We start from the raw sequence: 25230 nt of genomic DNA, 5'->3' as shown, positions 1-25230 counted from the left end.
GGTCAACGGCTCGCGAACTCGAGCACCACGCGCGACGGCACATCGCCGTGTGCCAGGCGATGAAACACGTTGTTGATCGCCGACAGCGGCTGCAGTTCGATGTCGGCCTTGACCTTGCCGTCGGCAGCAAAAGCCAGCGCTTCCGCCATATCGCGGCGATTGCCGACGAAGGAGCCGCGAATCGTGATGCAGTTGGCGACGACATCGAACAGCGGCGTGGGAAATTCGCCCGGCGGCAGTCCTACCAGCACGCACGTACCGCATTTGCGCGTCATGCCGACGCCCTGTTTGAACGCCCCAAGAGACGGCGCCGTAATCAGCACGCCATGCGCGCCGCCGCCAGTGGCCTTTCTTACGGCGGCAATCGGGTCGCCGTCCTTCGCGTTGACCACGGCATCGGCGCCGAGGCGTTTCGCATGGGCTAGCTTGCCGTCGTCGATATCGACCGCGCACACGTGCAAGCCCATTGCTTTGGCATACTGAATACCTAGATGGCCCAGTCCGCCAACGCCGGAGACCACGACCCATTCACCGGGCCGCGCCTGGGTCTCCTTGATGCCCTTGTACGAAGTGATGCCTGCGCAGATCAGCGGTGCGGCTTCGCGCGCTGCCAGACCTGCCGGGATGTGGGCGACGTAGCTCGGGTCCGCCACGATGTATTCGGCAAATCCACCGTTTTTCGTGTAGCCGCCGAACTGTGCTTCGGCGCACACGGGCTCGCGTGCCGCGAGGCAAAACTCGCAGTGTCCGCAGGCGGAATACAGCCAGGGCACGCCGACACGGTCGCCCTCCTTCACTGCCGTCACACCCGCGCCGAGGGCGGTGACAATACCGATACCCTCATGGCCCGGCGTGAACGGCAACGCTGGCTTTAACGGCCAGTCCCCATTCGCAGCGTGCAAATCGGTGTGGCATACGCCGCAGGCTTCGGTCTTGACCAGAATCTGGCCCGGGCCCGGTGTCGGAATGTCGAGTTCCTTCAGCACCAGCGGCTTGCCGAACTCTTCAACCACAGCGGCTTGCATTTGCGTTTTCATGATGTGTTCCTCAGTTGGATTCGCTTCTGACCTAGACGACCGCCGGCACGGCCTGGGGTAGCGCCCCAGTTGACGGTGCCAGGTCCTTCACCGCCTGGGCCATCCTGGCGAGCACGGCCTGCGCGTCCCCATAGACCATGTTGCAGTTTTCCGCGTAGAACAGCTCGTTCTCGATGCCGGCATAACCCTTTCCCTGCCCGCGCTTGACCACGTAGATCTGATGGGCCTGATCGACATTGAGGATCGGCATGCCGTAGATCGGAGATGATTTGTTGGTGCGTGCCGCCGGGTTGACGACGTCGTTGGCGCCGATGACGAGCGCGACGTCAGCGGTGCTGAACTCCTCATTGGCTTCGTCGATCTCTTCGAGCAGGTCGTAGGGAACCCCGGCCTCGGCGAGCAGCACGTCCATGTGGCCAGGCATGCGGCCAGCGACGGGATGCATCGCGAATTTGACTTCGACCCCGGCCGCCTGAAGCAGCTTGACGAACTCATAGAGCTTTTGCTGCGCCTGCGCGGCGGCGAGGCCGTAGCCCGGCGCGATGATCACCTTGCCGGCGTATCGCATGGCGATGGCCGCGTCGCTCGCTTCGACAGGCTTGAGGCTGCCCTTGATCTCGCCCTGCTGCTCGATGCTTACATCGCCGAAATTGCTGAACAGGACATTACTGACCGAACGGTTCATCGCCTTGGCCATGAGCAGCGTCAGCAGGGTACCGGCCGAACCGACAACCATCCCCGCGATCATCAGCGCGGGGTTTTGCAGTACGTATCCCTCAAGACCGACCGCGAGGCCAGTGAAGGCGTTGTAGAGGGAGATAACCACTGGCATGTCGGCGCCGCCGATGGGCACCGTCATCAGCGCGCCGAACAGCAGGGCGGCGGCGAAGAAGATGCCGACAAGCGGCAGACGCTCAGCGCCCTGCGGCGCGATCGCCAGATACAGACCAAGTCCCACGGCGATCAAAAAGACGAGGCCGTTGCAGACCTGCTGCCCCTTGAAGCGCCATGGCTTGTTGATCCGCCCATCCAGCTTGGCCCAGGCAATGACCGACCCGGACAGCGAGACCGAGCCGATCAGAGCGCCCAGCGCCGTGATGCCGAGGAGCGTTAAATCGTGATTTCGTCCGCCGAACAGCTCCACGGCCGCGATCGCCGCGGCCGCGCCGCCGCCCATGCCATTATAAAGGGCGACCATCTGCGGCATCGCCGTGATCGCGACGCTCCGGCCCCGCCACCAGGCCCAACCCAATCCCAAGGCAAGCGCCAGGACGGCGAGCGCGAAATTGACCGGTACGTGGGCCCTGGCGGCAGGAACGACCGAAAAGGCGTAGAGAAACGAAGCGAGTACCGCCACCAGCATGCCGATCCCGGCGGTCACGATACCCGAAGTAGCCGTCAGCGGCGACGACATCCGCTTGAGGCCCAAGATGAACAGGATGGCGGCCAGGAAATCGCTCGCGCCGATGATCCACTCGAAGATCATGACAGGTCCCCTTTCGCTTTGCGGGTGCCGCTGGGTTTGAACATCGCGAGCATCCGCTCGGTGACCACGTAGCCGCCGCCCGCGTTGGCGGCACCAAGCAGCACGCCGACGAAACCGATCGCCTGCTCGGGCCAGGAGGTCGCGTTGAGAAGCGCGTAGAGCGCGCCGACCACAACGATGCCGTGGATGAAGTTGGAGCCCGACATAAGCGGGGTGTGCAGGATCGCCGGTACGCGCGAGATCACCTCATAGCCGGTGAAGGCTGCCAGAACGAAAATGTACACGGCGACAAAGCCCGTGATTGCGATGTGCGTATCCATTGATACCCTCTCCTAAACGGCGATCGCCGTCGTCCGGTCCGGCGCCGCGTCGGTCGGCCGATTGTTGCTGGTCAAGGCGGTCTTTGCGACGACCTCGTCGGTCCAATCGGGCTTGACCTGCTGGTCGTGAATGAGCAGGTTGAGCAGGTTGAGCAGGTTCTTGGCGTAGAGTTCGCTTGCGTGCTCTCCGAGCATGGCGGGCACATTGAGCGGGGCGACGATGGTCACCTGACCGGCGCGAATGGTCTGGCCAGGCTGCGTCAGTTCGCAGTTGCCGCCGCTTTCGGCGGCCAGATCGATGATGACCGAGCCCAACTTCATACCCTCCACCTGGGCCTTGCTGATCAGTTTGGGTGCCGCCTTGCCGGGCACCGACGCGGTGGTGATGATGATATCGGCCTGCTGGATATGAGCGGTGACCACTGCGGCGACCTTGGCCTTCTCATCCTCGGTCAGTTCGCGGGCATAGCCGCCCTCGCCGCGGGCGTCGACGCCGGTGTCGACAAACCTGGCCCCGACGGAGACCGCCTCCTCTCTGGTCTCCGGCCGCACATCGTAGCCCTCCACGACGGCACCGAGACGATGGGCGGTGGCCAGCGCCTGCAGGCCCGCAACGCCCAGTCCCATGACCAGAACGGTGGCAGGGCGGAGCGCGCCAACAGCCGTGGTCATCCGGGGCAGAATACGCGCAAGATGGGTGGCACCCAGGAGGGCGGCATAGTATCCGGAAAGGGTCGCCTGGCTCGACAGGGCATCCATCGCCTGAGCGCGGGTGATGCGCGGAATACGCTCCATGGCGAAGCAGGTGATCTTCTTGTCGCCAAGCAGCTTCACTAGCGCCGGCTCCTTGTCCGCGTAGACGAAGGAGATCAGCGTCGCGCCCTCTCGCATCGCACCCACTGCCTCCAGGCTCGGCGGTTGAACGGCCAGAACGATGTCCGCATCCCGCACAAGATCCTCGACAACCGGGACGAAGGTCACATTGTTGAAAACGGCATCGGGCAGCTTGACGGCGCCACCCGCGCCCGATTGCATAAAGACCTGCGCGCCAAGTTTGATCAACTTGTCGACGACGCTGGGCACGAGCGCCACACGCGTTTCGTCGGGCCGAGTCTCTTTGAGAACCGCAATCTTGATCGCCATCGAAAACCCCGCGACGCGAAAAGGTAAGTATCCGGGCGCCGTAGCGGCAGGATCGCCAGGAAAGGTAGCTCACGGGCCGCAGCCTTCTGGACCGCAGCCCGCGGTCGCTTTCGTCAGAATGCGGCGTTGATGTCGACCACGTCGATGAGTTTGTGGTTGACGAACTCCTTGATGCCGAGGCCGAGCAGTTCGCGGCCATAGCCGGAGTGACGGATGCCCCCAAAAGGCAGATCCGCCTTGACCATCGTCGGGTGATTGACGAAGACCATGCCAGTCGAAATCCGCTGGGCAACCTTCGCGCCGTGCTTGAGATCTGAGGTGAACACCGAGCCGCCGAGACCGAACGGGGAGTCGTTGGCGATCCGGACGGCGTCGTCCTCGTCATTCGCGCGGAACAACATCGAGACCGGCCCGAAGAATTCCCAATAACGAGCCGGATTGTCTTCGGCGACGTTGGTCAGAATCGTCGGCTGTACGAACGCGCCCTGCCCGGGAACCTTGGGCCCAACCTCCGTCGCCGTGGCGCCGTGAGCGACGGCCTGGCGGATCTTGTCCTTGAGTTCGTCGGCCGCGCCCTGCGATGACATGGGCGCCAACGTCGTCGCCGGATCGAACGGGTCGCCCGCATGCAGACCGGCCACGCCAGCGGTATAGCGCTCAAGGTACTGATCGTAGAGCTCTTTGACGATGATCATCCGCTTGGAAGAAACGCAGACCTGTCCGCCATTCCAGTGGCGGCCGAAGACCCCCCACTTGACCGTCTTTTCAAGATCGGCATCGGCGAGCACCACGAACGCATCCGCGCCGCCGAGTTCCAGCGTCGACTTCTTCATTGCCTTGCCTGCCAGCGAAGCCACCACGGCGCCAGCGCCTTCGGAGCCGGTGAGAGCCACACCCCGCACCAGGGGGTGATTGAGGATGAGCTCGATCTGTGAATGTGCCGTATAAAGGTTCTGGAATACCCCCTTCGGCAGACCTGCCTCCAGCATGAGCTTCTCACACGCCGCCGCGCTCTGTGGAACGATGCCGGCGTGCTTAAGCAGTATCGTGTTGCCCGCGGACAATTGCGGCGCGATGATTCGAGCAACCTGGTAATACGGGAAGTTCCATGGCTCAACCGCCAGCAATACGCCGAGCGGGTCGTGCACAATCACTGCCTCGCCTTCGGCGATATCCTCGACGGGCAGTCTTTCCGGTGCGAGCAGCGCTCTGGCGTTCCTCGCGTAATATTCGAAAATATTGGCTGACAACTCCACTTCCGCCTTCGCCTCGCCGATCACCTTGCCCATTTCCAGGGTGAGCAGCTTGGCATAGGCATCGATGTCTTTGCGCAGAATGTCGGCCGCCTTTTGCATGATCCTGGCGCGTTCGACAAATGAGGTCTTCTTCCAGGAGAGGAACGCGGCGTGAGCGTTTTCGATCGCCGCAATCACTTCGGCATCCGTTGTTTCTGGAAACGTCTTAATCACTTCACCGGTGTAAGGATTTGTGGTCGCATACGACATAATGATCTCCGTTATGGATACGACAGTTCCTGTTTACCTGTCGCAAGAGGAAGAATGTGTTTATTTAGTTTCCCCTCCCCGACAGTGCCCGTCTTGATCTAGGTCAATGGAAGCGTGCGCCCCGACGTTCATTGAACCACTGATGATTCCGGCTCGGCTTTAATGTGGATCGTATCGAGGTGGAATCAGCCAGCACGTTCTGCTCGCAACGCCGCAGTGACAGTGCACTCGGCGATGACGCGGCCTACTCGTTCGACGTTTGGCATATGTTAGCGTTCATGCATCGGACGGCACGACACTCGACGGATTCGGAGCGAGTGTCTACACGATCGATCTGGTCCGCTTCTCATTCCTGCGCGAGTTCGGTATCCTGCGCGCTTCGAGCTTGCTTGCGGGCCGCACCGTTAGTGCACTTACAGCGCAAATTGGCTCAATGAAAATCAACGAGAAAGTCGATGCGATTCGCGCACCAGGCCTGAACCCGGTCGAACTCCTGCTGCTGCCGCGCGCCTCCGCAATGGTATTCGCTTTGCCGGCCCTCACGCTGGGCCCGATGATGTCAGGGCCGGTTGGCAGCCCGCTGGTCTGCATGCCGCCGCCTCGGCATTTCGCGGACTATGTTCGTGAGTCGCCTGCGCCTCGATATTCCCGTATAGCATTTCTTCATCGGCATCGATAAGATGCCGGTGTTCGGGTTTCTGATCGCCTGTATCAGTTGCCTCGAAGGGCCAAGCGGCAGCGCACAGTCGGGCAGAGAGCATACGACGTCGGGCATCGTGCAGTCGATCTTCGTCGTGACACCTGCTTGCTATGCTACCACCCTGCCGGACCCGACTAAATTTAATAAGCTATCCTAATCTAATCAACAGGACGTTCGCAATCTTCGTTGCATCGACTCTGCTCAAAAGACAGGGCACGTCCTCACCTCAATAGCTGGGAACGAACCCGGAACTCGTGTCATTCGGACAGGCAGCACGCAAGTTATCAACTGAACCGGTGCTGCTTTGCCGCCACATCAGATTCTATCGTTGATGCAGATCAAGTGTGAGGCCGGCAGGCTGGCGCCTACTGGCATACATGACAAGTTATGCCGCACACGTTGCTGGACGAGGCTTAGGGGTTACAACATGAAAGTAAAGGCGACAGTGGTCCTGGCCATAACTTTGGCCCTGACCGTAGGAACCTTCGGGGCACTGGAAGCACGTGGGCAAAGCCTAGCGTCGGCGCAGGCTCCTTCGGTTCCAGAAACGGCGCCATTTACGCTCGCGCAACTCGACCAGATGTTGGCGCCGATCGCGCTATATCCCGATCCCCTCGTCGCCCAGATCCTGATGGCGGCAACCTATCCGCTCGAAGTGGTCGAGGCCGATCGCTGGCTTCAGGATCCGCAAAACGCGGCGCTGTCGGGAATTCAACTGGCGGCCGCGCTCGAAACCCAGCCGTGGGATCCCAGCGTAAAATCACTGGTGCCCTTCCCCCAGATTCTGCACATGATGGACGGCAATCTCGACTGGATAGAGCGTCTTGGCGACGCCTTCCTGGCCGACCAGACTGCGGTCATGGATTCGGTCCAGCGCCTTCGCCGGCAGGCTGAAGCAGCCGGCAAGCTGGATTCGACCGCCCAGCAGGTGGTCACAACGAGTGGCCCCGCGATTACGATCGAACCGGCCAATCCCGAGACCGTGTATGTGCCGGTCTACGATCCCGCGTATGTCTATGGTGCGTGGGCGTATCCCGCTTTTCCGCCTTACTATTTTCCTGGCTACTTCGACGGCGTGATCGTCGGCGGTGTCGGTTTTGGCTGGGTCGGTGTCGCGATCGTCGGGCCGCTCTGGGGCTGGAACCGCTGCGACTGGGGGCGGCACCGGATCGACCTCGACCGCGACCGTTTCGCCGGGCTCAACGGCAATCGTCCGCCAGGCGGGACCGCGTGGGCGCATGACCCGTCCCACCGCCTTGGCGTGCCGTATCGCGATCCGGGCGTGCGGAGCCGGTTTGCAGGCAGCATGGGTGCGCCCGATGCGCGCCGGAGTTTCCGTGGATATCCTGCCGACAGCGAGGCTCATTTCCGTCCGCCCACGGGCGTTGGGCCAGTCTCCGACTTCGAGCGCTCCACGGCGCCGCTGACCCGCATGTCCCCAGCGGAGCCACGCTTTCCGTCGACATTCGAATCCTTCGGTCGTGGCGCCGATGTCCGGAGCGACGCTGACCGTGGACGTGCCAGCCGTATGTCGATGTCGGCGTTCGGTAGGGGCCGCTCGTCCTCGATGCCGGCGTTCGGTGGGGGCCGCTCGTCCGCGCCAAGATCGATGCCATCGGGCGGCGGAGGGAGGCGCTAATGAGCGTAATCAAAACCCGGCGCAAGCCCCGCGAGGATGTAATGACCAGCCCAAACCGAACCCATGCCCCGGTGTTATCCATGCGCCGATTGATCAGTCTGATCGTGGCCTCGGCCGTATCGACCGGCAGCGTCCTGTGCGCGCCCGACGCCCTTGCTGACGGAAGAAGGTTCACTTCGCCCGAACAGGCCGCCGACACGCTGGCCGCTGCATGGCAAAGCGACAAGCCGGATGCGCTTCTGGCGATATTCGGACGCGGCGCGGAAAATCTCGTCCGTTCCGGTGATCCAGTGGCCGAACGGGTAGCCAGAGAAAAACTGGCCTCGGCATACGCCGATGAGCATCACCTTGAAACGGTCAACTCGCGGGAAGTCGTCATTGTCCTCGGCAAGGACGCATGGCCCTATCCGATTCCGCTCGTCAGACAGGGGACCGACTGGACCTTCGACGTCAAGGCAGGCGGGCAACAGATCGTCGATCGCAGAGTCGGCAGGAACGAAACAAATGCAATAGCGGTCTGCCGCGCCTACGTCGAAGCACAACGGGATTACGCACTCGGGAGTCACCGGGACAACGGGCAACACGAATACGCACAGCGTGTCGCGAGCACCGAAGGAATGCACGACGGACTTTACTGGCAACGCTCGGCGGGTGACGAAGAAAGTCCGCTCGGCCCGCTCGTCGCCAAGGCCGAAGCGCAGGGTTACGGCCCGGCGAGTGCCGCGGGCCGCGCAGCCTTCGACGGCTACTACTACAGGATCCTGACCCGGCAGGGCAAGAACGTACCCGGCGGCGCCCGCAACTACGTGGTCGACGGACATCTCACCGGCGGCTTTGCGCTGGTTGCGTTTCCGGCGAAGTACGGAGATTCCGGCGTAATGACGTTCGTCGTGAACCAGCACGGCATTGTGTTCGAAAAGAATCTCGGCCCCAATACGTCCACCATCGCGCGCCACATGACGCAATATAACCCCGACCAGACGTGGAGCATTGTGAAGCCGTGAAGCGTCGTTGCATGGATGACGTGCCGGTCAGCTGGCTCCATACGTCCGGCATACCCGTGAGCGGGCGCAGCGCGGTTTGTCGCTGTTCGCGTTCAACGATTTTCCGTACGCTGGATAGGAGTATTGGAACCGCTTCGAAACGGGCTCGCAACTGCTGATGTGACGACAAACACACCGCTTTGCCCGCTAAATGACTGTCGCTGTTCGACGGTGACGTGCGCTTCATGCGCCATCGTCACTCGCCCGACCGGATCTCCACGCCGACAGCACCAGCCAGACACCGCCCAGAACCGCGCCGGCAAAGCCCAGCAGCCCGAACACCGGCAGGCCCAGCAAAGTAGGTCCACCGGGTACGGTCATTACAATGGACGAGCCGACGATTAAAGCGGCGACGACGATGCCGATCGTCAGCCGGCTGGCTGCACGGTCCAGCCGATTGCTCACCTGCACGAGGCGCGGCACGTCGACGTGGATTTCGAGTCGCCCCCGGCGCGCCGCCCGCAGCAGCCGCGACAGATCCTGTGGCAAGCTCGCTAGCAGCGCAAGGGTGTCCCCACCCATGCGCCAGCCGCGGCGCAGCAGGGCAGCCGGCATGAAGCGGGCGCGCGCCGCGTGTTCAAGCACGGGCAGGAGTTCCTGACCCATATCGAACTCCGGATCGAGCTCACGCCCCATGCCCTCCAGACTGATGAAGGCCTTTACCAGCAACGACAGATCGGGGGGTAGCGTCAAGTGGTGTTGGCGCAGGATCGCCACCAGGTCGGTCAGCATGGCGGTGAGGTGGAGTTGTTTGAGCAGCGCGTGGCGATAGCGGTCGACGAACGCGTCAACGTCCTGCACCAGTTCGGCCTCGTCGGTCACGTTCTCGCCAGTCCAGTCGAGCAACACATCGACAACCTGTCGGGACTGGTTCTTGAACACACCCAAAAGCAGGCTCAACAACTGGTCGCGGCGCTCTTCGGTGAGGTGGCCGACTATCCCAAAATCGATGAAGGCAAGGCGGTCATCCGGTAGGTAGAAGACATTGCCGGGATGCGGATCGGCGTGAAACAGGCCGTCGTCGACGATCATTTTCAGCACGGCGCACGCTCCGCGCCGGGCCAGGAGCTTGCGGTCCAACCCGGCCTGTTCGACAGCGCGCAGATCGCTGGCGGGAATGCCTTCAATGCGGTCTTGCACGCAGACCCGTTCGGCGGTCCATGACCAGTAAATGCGCGGGATGATAATTACGGGCTGCGTGGCTGAGGTCGACCCCGCCGCCATCGTCGCTGGCGTATCGACATCTGTGTAGCCCACAAAGTTTTCGGCGATGCGCTCGGCATTGCGGCACTCTTCGGCGAGGTCGAGTTCGCGTCGCAGCGACTGGGAGAACTGACGCACCACTTCTCGCGGGCGGAAGGCTCGCAGCTCGCAGCTCGGGGCTCTGCGCCTCGGCGATCTCCGTTGCGCGCGCCAGTAGGCGCAAATCGGATTCGACTATAGCGCGAATGCCTGGGCGACGCACCTTGATCACCACGTGTGTGCCGTCTTCCAGGCTGGCGCTATAGACCTGCGCAATCGATGCAGCAGCGAGCGGCTGCGGGTCGAAGCCGGCGAAGACCGTCTCCGGTGACGCGCCTAGGTCCTCGATGAGTTGCTGCTGAACGTCCTCCCACGGCGACGGCGTGGCGTGGTCTTGCAACTTACCGAATTCGGCGATCCACTCCGGCTCGAACAGGTCGACCCGGGTTGCAAGAACCTGGCCGAGTTTGACAAACGTCGGCCCGAGATCTTCGAGCGCCCGCCGCACCCTCTCGGGCGGCGGCATGTGCACGTAGGCTTTCGTGTCGCGCCAGTGCAGAATGCGACCGGCCCGCTCGAGTGCATCGGCCAGGCCGATCCGGCGCACCATGTCGCCAAAGCCGTATCGCACGAGGATCGCACCGATATCGTGCAGACGCCCCATGTCGCGCACTGAGCTCATCGCTTCCCAGAGCATAAGCTGTCCTCTTTGCCCCCGTTGAACCTGGAGGCATTGTAGTGGGTACGTTCCGCCAAAGGTCTCGCAGAATTCGGGCATAGCAGATACGTAGCGGCTTGTGCAACTTGCCACCCAGCCTGCACCCGGATTCGTACTGTCACGCGGAATTGTCGCCCGCGCGTCTGGAATCCGGCCGCCGACACGGCATCCCGTGCCCGACTAACCCATGCATCTCGGCCTCGAGCGTGGACAGGTCCGGTTCAGTGCGCTGGTCCGCGTCGTAAGAAGGATTGCACGGCCAAATTTCCCGGATTCTCCGCACCTGCTGCCGTGCGTGATCTCCTCGTCCGCGCCCGTTTTCATTTGCGGCGTCGAAACCTGCGACGAGCAGCGAGCGGCGCGTCGGCGTGATTTGCCAACTATTGTGCCATTAGCTGGCGCCGTGTCGGAATGCTGCACGCCACCCTCTAACTCGATGCGCAACTTCATGTGTTCCAGGCTGAATATCGTGACGGCAAGCCAGCGGTTCACGTAGGACTCGACGTTCGAGTCGTTGACCCGGTACACATCGCGTGATCGTTACGCACCGGTTCGACGTCGAAACCATTCCGGCCGCCTCCGATGTCGGCAGTGTGGCCCGTTCGGGTACGCAATCGATGCTTGACAGCCGCATCTCCCGATGGGTGGCTCATTGCGGATGAAGCGTGCGGGCTATGCCCCCCTCCATTCAATCATCACATTCGCAGCGGGTTTCGTCGGTCCTATGTTCGTCCGACGCCTATCACGACCGGCACTCATCGTAGTGTCGGACAATCCGTCCGGCGCGGTTGACATGAGTCAAAAGCGAGCCCGTACACGCCACACATAATCCCCTCATGAGTTCGCTCACAACATGCGGTCCGCTTCGATTCGATGCACCTGGGCCGCATCACTTCTCCAATCCTTCTGCCCGATGAGGAACAAGCCATGTTCAATAAACACGCACTCTCTGCCCTCGCACTGGTCGCTGCGGCTGCCATTACACCCACCGCCTTCGCCCAGCAGGACGAGGCACCACCACTGACCACCGCAGCACTGCTGCAGCAGACAGATACCGATGCAAGCGCGGCGCTCGAAAACCTCTATGCCAAGTCACCCGAAACCCGTGAACTGATTGCCAGCGCAAAGGGCGTCCTGATTGTTCCAGACGTTCGTGCCGGTGGTGCGATACTCGGTGCCGAATATGGGCGCGGCGTCCTGCACGTTCCCGGCACCCCGAACACATACTACAACGCGAGAACCGCGTCCGTCGGTGCGCAACTCGGTTTCGAATCGAAGAGCGTGATTCTAGTGTTCCTCACCCAGAACGCTCTCGACCGGTTCCGCAACAGCAAGGGCTGGACGGTCGGCGTCGATGGATCCGTAGCCTTCGTCAAGAATGGCGAGAGCGGCAAGTTCGACACCAATACGGCTCGCCATTCCATCGTAGGCTTCGTCGAGACCAAGGAGGGCCTAATGTTTGACCTGTCGCTGACAGGCACGCATTTCTCGAAGGCCCCGGTGTAATCGCAGCGCCTGCTGCAGAATCGATCGTAAGCCAACCAACTGTGGCAGGTGGGCACCCATGATGAAGACGGTGCTCGCGGCACTCGGTGCGTTGATGTTGCTTGCGACAGGCAACAGCCATATGTTGCCGCCGGTCGACGAGACGGATGCCAATGCATCGATAGCTGCCGTCGCAGAGGCATGCCGGGAGCGCTCGGCGTTGGCTGCCGAGCTATTCGCATGGCGCAAGGCGAGACGCACAGTTACTCTCGACCGCGCTCGATGCCAATGCGCGCGTCGCGGTTCTGCCTGATAACGTGCATGCGTTGAGCCAGCGAGAAACATTCGCGCGGTACGACACCGAACAGAGTTATCTGGAGCTCACGCTTTCCCGCCTACTGAATGCATCGGATCGCGATCCGCGGGTGGCGTATGCCCCACGCTATCTTGCGCTCAAGACAGAGCTCCGTGCAGTTGAAATCGAGATCACGGTCTCCCGCGAACACTACGACGACATCGCGTTGTATTACAACGCGCGCCTGAGCGAGTTTGCGTTCTGTCTCGCGCCCGGCAAGCTCAAGACGCTGCAAAAACCGGTCTTCGCCGAACTGGAACGGCCACCAATACCGCCCACTCCACTACATCGAAGCAGGCGCGAACGGATGCGCGTATGAAGCGTCGGGAAACCACGCCCCCGGGCTCAACGCCGCGCCGGCGTGCACTGTCAACCCAGCTGCGATCGGCACGCCTTTCCTGTCCAATGCACTTCCTCCAGTTGACCCACGTCAATCTTCCCCGGCTTGTTGAACCTATTCTGGGAGCATCGAAAGTTCACCAATGATCTGGGAGACATCATGCTCAAGACCGCTGCATTGATTGCGCTATTTATTTTGCCGGGGTCATTTCTCGTAATCGGCCTCGTGTGCATCCATCCTCGCCTGCGCAAGGGAGCGTTAACATTATCAGGGCTTTCGACGCTACCTGCACGATGCCAATTGGTCCGCGCACATATTCGTCAACGCCTTTTTCAATAACATCTGTTCGTACGGGTCAGGGCACGCAATCATGGTGCAGCTCGATTACGCGGCCCTCGGCCAGGCTTCTGGAGTGGAACCTCTCCAGATTCCTGTCGATTCATTCAAGGAGGACGATCACGGAAGCGAACTATCCAGAGCGCCATGGTCGGTTGCAACCGACCATGAAGGATCTCGGTCGTGCGTTATCTGGTCGCCCGTCGCAATCTCGTCGAAACACATAAAATGATCCCACTGCCCATTGCGGGCTCCCAACGATGCGACGATTGTTTGATCGCGTGCACGATGCGTTGCAGAGCGGAGCTACGGGCGAAGAGATTCTGGAAGCGGTCGACGTTGCCGCGATGATGGGAGGCGGCCCCACGATAATGTATTCGTGCGGCGTGTATGAGGCACACGAGCACTTCGAGGTGTGCGATTCCACTCGCTACTGTCGTACTCTGCGTTGAAATCACGGGGTGCCACATTCACGCTGAACCAAGTTCGTTTAACTGGTTGTCGTAAGTGCGCCAAACCGGCGGTTTCAACAACACGACTGGCTCACTAAAACGCCGGTACGCCGCCGCGATGGCTCCCACCTGCCCCGCTCGATTGCATGCCCGCTGCTTCCGCGGAGCGCAGGTCTGGGACATGTCGCACTTTAAAAACGGAAGCTTTCCTTGCTTGACACAAGTCAAGAGCGCCACCAAACGATACCCCGAGAATAAAAAGCAAGTGATGTAAGTACGAACTCGGCGACCAAGGGCCGTGCAACTCTTCGTGCGTCCTGCTGCCTTGCGACACCATAGCGCAACCTTGATCGACGTCGCAGATTCAGGCCGCCAGCACAAGCAAAGCGCGAGTACTGATGTGATTCTCTACTTAAAACCTCGGAGCTAAAAATGAAGAAGACTCTTATCGTCGCTGGTGTGATCGGCGCGTTCGCCATGAGCGCCCATGCGCAAAGCAGCGTGACGCTGTATGGCTCGCTCGATGCGGGCATCGTGTACGTCAACAATATGGCTGGCCATAGCGACTGGCTGCAAGGCAGTGGTGCAGTATCGAAGACGTATTTCGGTCTGAGAGGCACTGAAGACCTCGGCGGTGGCCTGAAGGCGATTTTCACCCTGGAAAGCGGCTTCAATCTCAATAACGGCCGCTTCGCAAATGACGGTTCGATGTTCAATCAGCAGGCATATGTAGGTCTGAAGAGCGACCGGTTTGGTGCGCTTACTCTCGGACGTCAGTATGATTCAGTAGTCGACTATCTGGGGCCGCTGTCGGAAGCGGGAGCGGGTTACGGTAATAACCTCGCCGGCCACCCCTTCGACAACGACAACCTGTCTTCCACATTCTCGATCAAGAATGCCGTCAAATACACCAGCGAAGACTACGCGGGCTTCCGCTTCGGCGGCCTGTATGGTTTCAGCAATGAAGCCAACGGCTTTGCGGACAACCGGGCGTGGAGCACCGGTGCATCCTACGAGAACGGACCCTTCAAGATCGCCGCTGCTTACCTGCAACTGAACAAGTCTGGCGGCACATTCAACTCCAGCGGGGCCGTGCCCGATAACATCGGCATCGCCGCGAGTCTGCAGCGTACGTACGGCGTCGGCGCAAACTATGTATACGGTCCGGCCCAAGTCGGTTTCGTCTGGACGCACTCGCAGATCGACGGCATGCAGAGCATGGCGAGCGGCGGTTCACCCCTTCCCGGTGTCGCGGGGCTGAATCTGCATCTGGACAACTATGAAATCAACGGCGCCTACAATCTGACGCCAGCGGTGGCTTTCGTCGGCTCATACACCTTCACCGACGGAAAAGCGACGGGCAGCGGCAACGGGTCAACCGATCCGAAATGGCATACCTTCGTACTCGCGGCCGATTATTCGCTCAGCAAACGCACCGACGTGTACCTCGCGGGTGTCTACCAGCATGCGTCCGGTTACCTTGGCTACGGCAGCGCAGGTGTACCCGTCTCAAACGTCGCCGTAATCAATACACTGGCACCTTCATCGACGGACAACCAGATTGCGGCAACAGTCGGACTGCGCCATCGCTTCTGAACGACGCGCGAGGCGGCGTCTTCCGCTGCCTCGCGCATCTGTATTCGTCGGGTTGAATTTCCCTCATTTGCACATTGCAGGTCCTCCTGGACAACGGGCACGAATTCGCCATCTTTTGCCCGGCGGCCTTCGTCACCTCCCCCAAAGGTTATTCGAAACAGGAATACCGACGCAGTCAATTCAACCACACCCAAACACTACAGAATTAATCCAATTTCCCGAACCGGTCAACGAAATTAAATATAACACCAAGATCTAACCAGACATCTCTTTATCGATCAACAGACAGCTATTTGACCTGAATCAAGTTTCAGATGACGTTGACGCCTACAGTGAAATCACTTTCTTCTTCACGGTTTGTTTGGGAGGATTTTTACTTTCCCTGCATGAACGGTTATATCTCATGAACCGGTGTCGCCGGAATTCTGCGACATAGCATTTAGAGCAGGGTTTGCGTAACGTTCCCGTATGGGCCTTCCAGATCACCTATCCGAAACTCGTCCTAAACAACAGGAATTTATTTTTTGTGGAAATAAGGCAACTCCAGCTTCATCGTCGCCATTCGAAACGCAATTTATCAACCAATACGATATATGAATACCAGACTGGTTAATATTGCAAACCCCAGTTATTGGGACGCCTAATATGGACCAGAAGAACGATGTCAAATCAATTGAGGAACCAGCATGGAACTTTTACGACAGTTACTCGACAACCAGCCGTTGCTTGCGCTCTTTGCGACGATATCCCTGGGCTATCTTGTCGGCAAGATCAAGATTGGAAACTTCGTACTGGGAGGGATTGCCGGGACCTTGCTGGTGGGGGTCATCATCGGCCAGCTCGGCGTCAACATCGATAGCGGAATCAAGAACATCTTCTTTGCATTGTTCATCTACGCGGTTGGCTTCCAGGGAGGCCCGCAGTTCTTTCACGCGCTGAACCGCCGCTCGCTCAACCAGCTGGTTTCCTCCTTCGTCATGTGCCTGACCGGCCTGCTCTGCGTTCTGGCCGCAGCGTGGATGTTTGGTCTGGACCGCGGAATGGCCGCGGGTCTCGCGGCGGGAGGCCTCACACAGTCCGCCATTCTCGGCACGGCCGGCGACGCGATCGCAAGGCTGGGACTATCGCCCGCACTCGTCAAGACCATGCAGACCAACGTGGCCGTGGGCTACGCCGTTTGCTACATCTTTGGTTCGCTCGGACCAATCATCATGGTCAGTTGGTTCTTGCCGATGATCATGAAGTGGGATATCCGCAAGGAGGCCGTCAAACTCGCCAAGGCCATGTCCGGAGGCCGCGCGGAACTCGAACCCGGACAGTTCAATGCGGTAAAGGATATTGCTACCCGCATCTATGAAGTCACACCGGATAGCAAGGCGGTTGGCAAGACGGCGCTGGCACTCGACAAGGAGCTTGGCGATGCCTCCGTGGAAGCCGATTTTCGAGGCGGCAATACAATCGATCTGACCGACGCCACCACGATTCAGGCAGGCGACCAGATTGCGGTCACCGGCAAAGTCGATGTAATGAAGTCCACCAGCGATTTCTTCGGCCATGAGGTCGCGGCGCCAACGGGTCTCTCACTGGTTCAGGAAAACCGGGAAATCATCCTGACTAACCGTTCCCTTGGCGAGCGCGAAATCGGCGAAATCCACGATCACGTCGGCGTCGAAACGCGGCATGGCGTCTTTTTGACCGCCGTGAAGCGGATGGGACGGGATCTGCCGCTGCTGAACAAGCTCAAACTGAAAACCGGCGATGAGTTGCACTTCACGGGCAGCCCGGTGGACCTCGACCGGGTGCAATCGAAAATCGGGTACAAAATCACCGCCGCTGCCGTCACCGACTTCATTTTCTTCGGTATAGGGATGCTGGTCGGCATCCTGATCGGCATGATCGAATTCAAACTGTTTGGCGTTCCGGTTTCGATCGGCAGCGGCGGCGGCTGCCTGCTGTCCGGCCTGCTGTTCGGCTGGTTGCGTAGCGTGCATCCGAAATTTGCAGCGCTACCGCTGGGTGCGTCCAACTTCCTGCGCGACTTCGGGCTGGCCGTCTTTGTAGGCGTAGTAGGGATCGGAGCCGGGCCTCAAGCACTGGTCGCCATCCGGCAGTATGGACTGACGCTGTTTTTCCTCGGCGTTGCCGTCACGCTGATTCCGCAGATCATCACGTTCTTCTTCTCTTATTACGTTCTCCGTATCAAAAACCCGATTGAAGCATTGGCGTGCGTTGCCGGCGGGCGTAGTGCAAATCCGGCCTTCGCCGCATTGCTGGCGAAGGCCGGCAACGCCACCCCGGTTGTCTCGTTCACCGTTACCTATGCCGTCGCCAACGTGTTCCTGACGCTTTGGGGACCGGTCATTGTCGGCATCATCACCAAAAACGCCATTCTTTAATCATTACCCACGCGAGGCCTATCATGTCGGAGCAGGATTTCAGTCAGTTCGCCAATCTGAGCCCATTTGAACTCAAGGATCAGCTAATAGAAATTGCATCTTCGGATGCCCAGCGATTGATGTTGAACGCAGGACGAGGCAATCCCAACTTTCTGGCTACGCTACCCCGTTGGGCATTCCTGAGCCTGGGTGAGTTTGCGCTGCTCGAAGCGCAACGTTCATATTCCTACCTGAACAGCGGATTCGGTGGCTTGCCCGAGCATGAAGGCATTGTCCAGAGGTTCGAAACCTATGCCGGCAACCATGACAAAACCGACGGCATCGGCTTTCTGCGCTCGGCGATTTCCTATGTCAAGGATCAACTCGGACTTGATCAGGATGCCTTTCTTTTCGAAATGGTCAGCGCCTTTCTCGGCTGCAATTACCCCACCCCGCCGAGAATGCTCGTACATACCGAGGAGATCGTCAAAGCCTATCTTGCGCAGGAAATGTTCGGTTCGGTACCGCGTAGTGGCGACTTTTCCGTATTCGCCACCGAAGGCGGCACCGCGGCCATGACGTACATTTTCCAGAGTCTGCGTGAAAATGGGCTGATCAAGCCGGGCGACAAGATAGCGATTGCCACGCCGATCTTCTCGCCCTATCTGGAGATTCCTGTCCTCGCGGACTACGGGCTCGACGTCGTCGATATCCGGATGGACGAACATGCCGACTGGCAGTTGCCCGAGGCGGAAATCGAGAAGTTGCTGGACCCTGCGGTCAAGATATTCTGTCTCGTCAACCCCAGCAATCCCCCTTCGACCAAGCTGTCCGATGCCACCCTCGATCGGTTGGCCAACCTGATCGCCACCCGCAAGCCGGGACTCTTTATCGTCACCGACGACGTATATGGCACCTTTGCCGACGACTTCGTCTCGCTCTTTGCAAAGTGTCCACGCAACACGCTCTGCGTCTATTCGTTTTCCAAATTCTTCGGCGCTACCGGATGGCGTCTTGGCGCCATCGGACTGCATGAAGACAATGTATTCGATGCGGCACTGGCCGCGTTGCCGGAAGAGCAAAAAAAGCTGCTTGATGTGCGTTACGAATCCTTGACGACCGAACCCCGCAAGCTGCGTTTTATCGATCGCATGGTTGCCGATAGCCGGGCGGTAGCGTTAAACCACACAGCCGGACTGTCCGTGCCGCAACAGCTTCAAATGGCGCTTTTCGCATTGAACGGCCTGATGGACCGCGAGCATCGCTATAAGAACGCCGCCAAGCAGTTGATACGACAGCGGTATCTCACACTCTACAAAAATATGGGTGTCAAGGTTGCGCCTGCACCAAACGACGTTGACTACTACACCCTGATCGATCTTCAGGAGTTGGGCGGCACGCTCTATGGGCCCGAATTCGAAAAATGGTTCGCGAAAAGCGACCTGGGAACCAGTTTCCTGTTCCGTCTCGCGCAGGAAACCGGGGTCGTACTACTGCCTGGAAACGGATTCGAAGTGGTCGATACATCCGCGCGTGTATCGCTCGCGAACCTTACCGACCGTGAATACGCCTCCATAGGGAAATTTACGCGCCAGGTTCTCGACGAATATTACCAGGACTTCAAAAAAATCGGTTCGCCCGAATAGGGTATCCGCCATTGAAGGGCGCGCATGGAAGGACCGATGTTCCGAGCAGGGAACCTATTTTTCTGACCCGCGCGCTCATCACATAATCAATATAACTAACTATTTTAAAAATAGGAATTCAATCATGCAAAACGCGATCAGCTTCAAGGCGCTTTTAAACCAGCAAATGAAAGCCATGTTGATAGGCGGAAGTCTGGTGACCGCCGTATGCCTGTATGGTCCGCCTGCGCATGCGGCAGAACCTGCATCCGCCACGCCCGTAGCCACGGATGTTGCAACCGCCCCCACCGCCGGCTTGCCTCGCGTCATCGTTCTCGCCACCGGTGGAACCATCGCCGGGCAGGCCGATTCTCGTGCTGCAAATGCCTATAACGCAGGCAGCATAGGCGCACAGCAACTGGTTCAGGCGGTTCCCGGTATCGACAAACTCGCACGGCTGAGCACCGAGCAGGTTGCATCGATCGGGTCGCAGGACATGAATGACAAGGTATGGCTCCAGCTTGCACGCCGGATCCAGCAGATATCCGACCGCGATGAAGCAGATGCCATTGTCATTACGCACGGTACCGATACGATAGAAGAAACAGCATTCTTTCTGGATAAGGTCCTGCACATCGACAAGCCGATCATACTGGTAGGTTCCATGCGGCCATCCACGGCCATCAGTGCAGACGGGCCGGCCAATCTGTATGAAGCGGTCGAAGTAGCCGCAAGCACACAGGCGCGGGGCCGCGGCGTCATGATCGTAATGGACGACAGGATCGAAAGCGCACGTTGGGCCACGAAAACCAATACCACTAGCGTAGAAACCATTCGTTCGCCCGATACAGGGCCGATCGGCTATGTCGATCCGGCCAGTGTGCGTTTCGTAACCGGACAGTCTGGGCAGCACGCGCAGACACTGACTCTACCCGCCGGCGACCAGTTACCGCGCGTGGAAATGGTCTACGGACACAGCAATATGGACGCCTTGCAGATTGACCACGCTATTTCCGACAAGGCACGCGGAATTGTGCTGGCGGGCGTCGGCGACGGCAATACATCGAAGGAGGCTTTGGATGCGCTTGCGCGGGCCGCTCAAAAAGGAATCGTCGTCGTTCGTTCAACACGTGTCGGATCAGGATTCGTCAACAGAAACGTAGAGGTTGATGACGACAAGAACGGCTTTGTTGTTTCGCTCGATCTGAATCCTCAGAAAGCACGCATTCTGACCCAGTTGCTTATCGCCAATGGCGTCACCTCCCCGGCGAGCGTGCAGCAGGCATTTGTCGCGACACAGTAAGGCCATCATTTCCAGCACCGGACACCGGAAAGTCGAAATAGAGGCGATTTTCCGGGTCGATGCGGCTATACCACGCGAGACGGTGATGCCGTTTCTCCTGGCGCCCCAGCAAAACAAACATCCCATCATCCCGTGTTTCATGTCTTATTCAAAGGTGTACCCTGGCGTTGCGAAGGCGCCGCTCCTGGCAAGCGCCCAAGCCTTCCATACGACAGGTCGCCGCGATGCGTTCATGCGACGTGCTGGTCTCCCTTGGCAACACGTACTTTAGTATCTGTCGCGGACGAACCGCCGCGAACGGGCTGAGTCGCAGGATGAGATATCGTGTTGCCGTCCACGACACCCGCTACCGCACGCCTGAAACTGCTGATCCAGTCGCGCACCAGCGCACCCAGCGGGTTTGTCCCGGCGACCTTTTACCACTGCTCGAACCATGCCGATTGCCAGCCCGGTTGCCGGGCCTTAAGCCCATCTTGCACGCTGCTGCCCAGATCTTTCTGACTCTGTGCCGTGAGTCCCATTCCTTCCCGCCAGACGTCGGCGCCATCGGCAAGATAGTCTCGCAGCGCGCTCTGGAAGGCAGCAGTGAGTTCATTCCAGTTTTGAGGAAGAGCTTGCCTTTGCGCTGCTATATCCTGACGGCATGCAAGCGCAGAGCGTTACCTATGACGGACACGGAACTCAATGCCATTGCTGCACCCGCGATAACGGGGCTCAGCAAAATGCTCAGCCACGGGTACAGTACCCCGGCTGCAAGAGGAATTCCAATGAGGTTGTACGCGAACGCAAAAAACAGATTCTGGCGAATATTTTTCATCGTCGCGATGCTCAGCGCACGGGCTCTTGCGATACCCCGCAGATCGCCCTTGACGAGCACCACGCGCGCACTGTTCATGGCCACATCGGTTCCGGTACCCATTGCGATGCCCACGTTAGCCTGCGCAAGTGCCGGCGCATCATTGACGCCGTCGCCGACCATCGCAACGATATGCCCTTGTTGCTGAAGTTCCTGAACGTGCCTGTATTTGTCCTGCGGGAGAACGCTGGCTTTGACGCCATCGAGCGCCAGTGTTCTGGCCACGGCGTTAGCAGTGACAGGGCTATCGCCTGTCAGCATGATAATGCGCAAACCCGAGGCCTGTAGCTGCCGAACGGCCTGCGGTGTGGTTGCCTTGATCGGATCGGCCACACTGATGTAACCAGCAAGCCTCCCGTCGATCGCAAGATACATGATCGTCTGGCCGGCTTCGCGTAGCCGGTTCACGTTTGCTGTCGCGACAGCGCAATCAACTTTGGCATCGGCCATGAGGGCCGTGTTACCCAGCAATGCGACGTGACCGTCAATCCGGCCAGTTACCCCTTTGCCGACGATTGCACGGAACGCCTCAACGGGCCTCGTCTGGGCTTTTTTCCCTTGCGCATATGTCATGATTGCCTGTGCCAGAGGATGCTCGCTGGCTCTCTCCAACCCGGCGGCATAACCCAGAATCGTAGATTCCAACTGACCGGACAAAGCAACGACGCTTTGCACAAGAGGTCTTCCTTCAGTCAGCGTGCCCGTCTTGTCGACCAGCAGGGTATCGACCTTCTCCATCAATTCGAGTGCTTCCGCATCCTTGACGAGAACGCCTTCCCTCGCGCCTCGGCCAATCCCCACGATGATGGACACCGGAGTCGCCAGTCCAAGTGCACACGGACAGGCGATGATGAGAACACTGATGGCAACGACCATCGCATTGGCAAGCGCAGGCACAGGTCCGACTAATGCCCAGACCAGAAACGAAACCGCGGCAGCGGCAATGACGGCAAGCACAAACCAGCCCGACACCTGGTCGGCCAGCTTCTGGATTGGGGCGCGAGACCGCCCCGCTTCGGCGACCATCCGGACGATTGTTGCCAGCAGCGTATCGGCCCCCACCTTTTCTGCACGCATCAGGAAGGTACCGGTCTGATTGACTGTGGCGCCCGTCACCTTGCTGCCTGCGACTTTTTCCAGGGGAATGGACTCCCCGGTAATCATTGATTCGTCCACGCTCGAGCGCCCGTGCATGACAACCCCGTCGACGGGAATCCTCGAACCCGGCTTGACACGAAGCGTATCGCCGATCACAACGGTTTCGAGCGGCACGGTTTCTTCCATTCCATCGGCCTTCACGCGGACCGCCGTATGCGGCGCCAGATTCAACAAATCCTTGATGGCGCTGGAAGTACGTGAACGCGCACGCAGCTCCAGCACCTGCCCCAGCAGGACCAGCGCGACAACCACTGACGCCGCTTCGAAATAGAGCGGCAACTCATGCCCGCGACGGAACGCTTGCGGTAAGGTATTCGGGAAGAACAATGCAAACAGGCTAAAGAAATAAGCGGCGGAAATGCCTGGTCCGACAAGACTGAACATGTTCAGTTGCCATGTCCGGAACGACTTCCAGCTCCGCTCGAGAAACGGCCAGCCGGCCCACAGGACTACCGGCGTAGCAAGTACCGCCTGAACGCATTGCGCCCAGGATGCGTGTATCCAGCGTGGCAGAGCGAGGTGGTCACCGATACGGTTCACGATGACGCCAAGGTCGAAAGACGAGACCATGGGACCCATGGTCATCACCAGCAACGGTAAAGAAAGAGCGAGCGCGAACCAGAAGCGACGCGTCATCGACTCGAGTTCAACATTCCGCTCTTCATTCACGAGCGGGATGACCGGCTCGAGCACCATGCCGCAAACTGGACAGTCACCCGGCGCTGACGTCCGTATCTGCGGGTGCATCGGGCAAGTGTAGATGACGCCTGGGCCGCTTCCGTCCAGATCCTCAGGCAAGGGGTCCAGGTCGCGTGGGGTCTGGACGTGCGAGTCGGACATCAGAGACCCTCCACGATGCGTCATATGGTGCAAGCGGCACTGCTAGCCGATCGTCAGATCGTCGTCTACTGCTCGCACACCGGGGGCCGACCATGCCACGCCACGCGCGATTTTCCGCTCTGCGTACGATCCGACCTTGCCCGTCAAAGTCACCGTGCCGTCGCGCACGCTCACAGCAATATGATTTGCCTCTCGCTCGACATGGCGCATTAATGCACCGCGGATCTTGTTCCCAATCTCCTCCCCTGCCGCTTCTCCACGGACCTCGATAAGATTCGATACGCCCGTCACACCGCGCAGGTGGCTTATCGTCCGGGCCGCGATATAACGCTGATAAGCCGAGTCAACCTCTCCCCTCAACGTGATCCACCCATGTTCAACCTGCACCTGAACGGCGTCCTCCGATAGTCCGACCGTCCACTTCAGGATCGAGCGAATAGTTGTCGCAACGTCTTCGTCGGTTCGTACATCGTCGTGCGGGAAACGAACATCCAGTTCGACAACCACCGCCCTGACGCCCGCAACCCTTTGCGCGGCCTTCTCGGCGGCGAGCTTTTCCGCGTAGCTCCCACAATGCCCCGATAGCGTGACAATACGGTCCTTTACTTCGACGCCGATATCCGAGACGGTAACGGCAGAATCCCATGCCAGTTCGTCTCTGACGCCCTGTTGCAACTGCTGGTCCGTCTTCATTGCACTCTCCTGTCATTTCGAGCGGTCATCTGTCCGAGCGTAACCATATCCTGTGCAAACCTGCACATCCCGAGCGATCCCACAACAGACGTCCACCTTGACTTCCTCGCCCCCCAGCACGCTCTCCGCAGTGACCCAAATCGTGCGCCGCCCTTCTTCTGACTCGATTACGCCCCACAGATGCACAATGCCGTCCTTGATGAGAACGTCTGACCCCACATGAGAGATGACAACACGAACTCCAATCTACGCGGCGCGGCGCGGGCTGGCTTGATATAGGTCAAGCGCAATTGCCGCAGGCTTCAGGGCTCTATTCAAAGCGCGGCAACCTCGGACCTGGCCGGCAGAACAAGATCGTAAGCAGCCCGGAGGAAACACACCCGTCCAGTTAGACTGGGTAACCGGCCGCGCCGGGGCGCCATAGACATCACTCCACTTCGCCGACTACCTTGCGAAAATTCATCTCCGCGCGCCTGATCTGGTCTGCGCACGTTCCGTACATCCATGCCGGATCGCCATCGCTCGCGTACATGCCGCGGCATATGCCCTTCAACCGGATTGTCGTTGTGCCGCGATCATCGGTGGCCCGTTCGGCCCAGAAATAGGCGATACCGAATTCGTGGGGCGTTTCTGTCTCCGTCACCGAATCGTTGAGGCGGCTGATCGGCGTTCTCGAGTAGCGCTCCACGTAAAGGCGCGTACGGTTCCATATCTGATCGCACACCGCGCGTGAACTACAGGTCACCCAAGCCTGTTCTCGCGCCTCCTGAAGCTGCGTTTCGCTATTCCGGAACGCGATCATCTGGTTTGCCGTGGTGCAGGACGCAAGACTGACCGCCGTCAGCAAGAACACGGTCCCGGTCATGGTCAAAGCAATCGGCGGGCGGATACGTTTCATGTCAGCTCGATCAGCGCACAATTCGTGGGGCCACTTTACGTGCAGGTTCGTCTCCGGAATTGACCAAGGTCAACCGCGCGGCGCG

At 59.6% G+C, this 25230-nt stretch carries 20 protein-coding genes and 1 pseudogene; 11 read left to right on the top strand and 10 right to left on the bottom strand.

Translation table 11 applies throughout. The features are described from left to right. Window positions 1-2: 2 nt before the first annotated feature. The 5 genes from FQ755_RS18325 to FQ755_RS18305 form a co-directional block, all read right to left on the bottom strand. Entirely contained in the window at window positions 3-1037 is a 1035-nt protein-coding gene (locus tag FQ755_RS18325) for a zinc-dependent alcohol dehydrogenase (protein WP_144156248.1), read from the bottom strand. 31 nt (window positions 1038-1068) lie between these two features. Then, the gene (locus tag FQ755_RS18320) at window positions 1069-2523 is read right to left on the bottom strand and encodes an NAD(P)(+) transhydrogenase (Re/Si-specific) subunit beta (protein ID WP_144156247.1); all 1455 of its coding nucleotides are present in this window, start codon (window positions 2521-2523) and stop codon (window positions 1069-1071) included. After that, window positions 2520-2843, bottom strand: coding sequence for an NAD(P) transhydrogenase subunit alpha (locus tag FQ755_RS18315; protein ID WP_144156246.1), 324 nt, complete (start codon window positions 2841-2843; stop codon window positions 2520-2522). Before FQ755_RS18315 ends, FQ755_RS18320 begins: the two co-directional genes overlap by 4 nt. 12 nt (window positions 2844-2855) lie before the next feature. Further along, on the bottom strand, window positions 2856-3986 hold the full coding sequence (locus FQ755_RS18310) for an NAD(P) transhydrogenase subunit alpha (RefSeq protein ID WP_144156245.1): 1131 nt from the start codon (window positions 3984-3986) through the stop codon (window positions 2856-2858). 113 nt (window positions 3987-4099) lie between these two features. Then, window positions 4100-5491 (bottom strand): NAD-dependent succinate-semialdehyde dehydrogenase, encoded by a 1392-nt coding sequence (locus FQ755_RS18305; RefSeq protein ID WP_144156244.1) that lies wholly within the window; start codon window positions 5489-5491, stop codon window positions 4100-4102. A gap of 259 nt (window positions 5492-5750) precedes the next feature. Here FQ755_RS18305 and FQ755_RS38705 point away from each other — a divergent pair, with 259 nt between their 5' ends. The 4 genes from FQ755_RS38705 (at window position 5751) to FQ755_RS18290 (ending at window position 8834) form a co-directional block, all read left to right on the top strand. Next, window positions 5751-6170 carry an ABC transporter permease gene (locus FQ755_RS38705; RefSeq protein WP_222105753.1) on the top strand — a complete coding sequence of 140 codons (420 nt, stop codon included), beginning with the start codon at window positions 5751-5753 and terminating at the stop codon, window positions 6168-6170. A 1-nt stretch (window position 6171) separates the two neighbouring features. After that, complete coding sequence (locus FQ755_RS38700) at window positions 6172-6348, top strand: ABC transporter permease (protein WP_222105752.1); 177 nt, start codon at window positions 6172-6174, stop codon at window positions 6346-6348. Between the two features lie 270 nt (window positions 6349-6618). After that, window positions 6619-7830, top strand: coding sequence for a DUF3300 domain-containing protein (locus FQ755_RS18295; RefSeq protein WP_186308579.1), 1212 nt, complete (start codon window positions 6619-6621; stop codon window positions 7828-7830). Between the two features lie 80 nt (window positions 7831-7910). After that, window positions 7911-8834 (top strand): DUF2950 domain-containing protein, encoded by a 924-nt coding sequence (locus FQ755_RS18290; RefSeq protein ID WP_186308578.1) that lies wholly within the window; start codon window positions 7911-7913, stop codon window positions 8832-8834. Window positions 8835-9056: 222 nt separating this feature from the next. Here the strand turns inward: FQ755_RS18290 and FQ755_RS18285 are convergent, their stop codons facing one another. Together FQ755_RS18285 and FQ755_RS38210 are read right to left on the bottom strand one after the other, a co-directional pair. Then, a complete protein-coding gene (locus tag FQ755_RS18285; RefSeq protein ID WP_260858681.1) occupies window positions 9057-10214 on the bottom strand; it encodes an ABC1 kinase family protein in 1158 nt (385 codons plus the stop codon). 97 nt (window positions 10215-10311) lie between these two features. Continuing rightward, a pseudogene (locus tag FQ755_RS38210) lies at window positions 10312-10641 on the bottom strand (AarF/UbiB family protein); the annotation flags it as partial. A gap of 1119 nt (window positions 10642-11760) precedes the next feature. On the opposite strand from FQ755_RS38210, the gene FQ755_RS18280 reads away from it, so the two are divergent. From FQ755_RS18280 to FQ755_RS18250, 7 genes are all read left to right on the top strand, one after another. Continuing rightward, window positions 11761-12339, top strand: a complete 579-nt coding sequence (locus FQ755_RS18280; RefSeq protein ID WP_144156241.1) for a YSC84-related protein — start codon at window positions 11761-11763, stop codon at window positions 12337-12339. A 164-nt stretch (window positions 12340-12503) separates the two neighbouring features. After that, on the top strand, window positions 12504-12992 hold the full coding sequence (locus FQ755_RS18275) for a LemA family protein (protein WP_144156240.1): 489 nt from the start codon (window positions 12504-12506) through the stop codon (window positions 12990-12992). A 617-nt stretch (window positions 12993-13609) separates the two neighbouring features. After that, window positions 13610-13801 (top strand): carboxymuconolactone decarboxylase family protein, encoded by a 192-nt coding sequence (locus FQ755_RS38695; protein ID WP_186308576.1) that lies wholly within the window; start codon window positions 13610-13612, stop codon window positions 13799-13801. A gap of 432 nt (window positions 13802-14233) precedes the next feature. Then, window positions 14234-15397, top strand: a complete 1164-nt coding sequence (locus FQ755_RS18265; RefSeq protein ID WP_144156238.1) for a porin — start codon at window positions 14234-14236, stop codon at window positions 15395-15397. Window positions 15398-16083: 686 nt separating this feature from the next. Continuing rightward, window positions 16084-17793: an aspartate-alanine antiporter gene (aspT, locus tag FQ755_RS18260; RefSeq protein ID WP_144156237.1), complete on the top strand. Its 1710-nt coding sequence runs from the start codon at window positions 16084-16086 to the stop codon at window positions 17791-17793. Window positions 17794-17816: 23 nt separating this feature from the next. After that, window positions 17817-19418, top strand: a complete 1602-nt coding sequence (locus FQ755_RS18255; protein WP_144156236.1) for a bifunctional aspartate transaminase/aspartate 4-decarboxylase — start codon at window positions 17817-17819, stop codon at window positions 19416-19418. A 124-nt stretch (window positions 19419-19542) separates the two neighbouring features. Further along, window positions 19543-20700 (top strand): asparaginase, encoded by a 1158-nt coding sequence (locus FQ755_RS18250; RefSeq protein ID WP_260858678.1) that lies wholly within the window; start codon window positions 19543-19545, stop codon window positions 20698-20700. A gap of 628 nt (window positions 20701-21328) precedes the next feature. On the opposite strand, the gene FQ755_RS18245 is transcribed toward FQ755_RS18250, so the two are convergent. The 3 genes from FQ755_RS18245 to FQ755_RS18235 all read right to left on the bottom strand — a co-directional run bounded on the left by FQ755_RS18245 (window position 21329) and on the right by FQ755_RS18235 (window position 25100). Continuing rightward, window positions 21329-23554 carry a copper-transporting P-type ATPase gene (locus FQ755_RS18245; RefSeq protein ID WP_260858677.1) on the bottom strand — a complete coding sequence of 742 codons (2226 nt, stop codon included), beginning with the start codon at window positions 23552-23554 and terminating at the stop codon, window positions 21329-21331. Between the two features lie 42 nt (window positions 23555-23596). Continuing rightward, complete coding sequence (locus FQ755_RS18240) at window positions 23597-24247, bottom strand: BON domain-containing protein (protein ID WP_144156235.1); 651 nt, start codon at window positions 24245-24247, stop codon at window positions 23597-23599. Between the two features lie 427 nt (window positions 24248-24674). Then, window positions 24675-25100 (bottom strand): hypothetical protein, encoded by a 426-nt coding sequence (locus tag FQ755_RS18235; protein WP_260858689.1) that lies wholly within the window; start codon window positions 25098-25100, stop codon window positions 24675-24677. Window positions 25101-25230: the final 130 nt, after the last annotated feature.

The sequence above is a fragment of the Paraburkholderia sp. BCC1885 genome (assembly GCF_900996235.1).
GTDB lineage: Bacteria > Pseudomonadota > Gammaproteobacteria > Burkholderiales > Burkholderiaceae > Paraburkholderia.
Note: the sequence above shows the minus strand (reverse complement) of the source record. Positions and strands in the feature narration are given on the sequence as shown.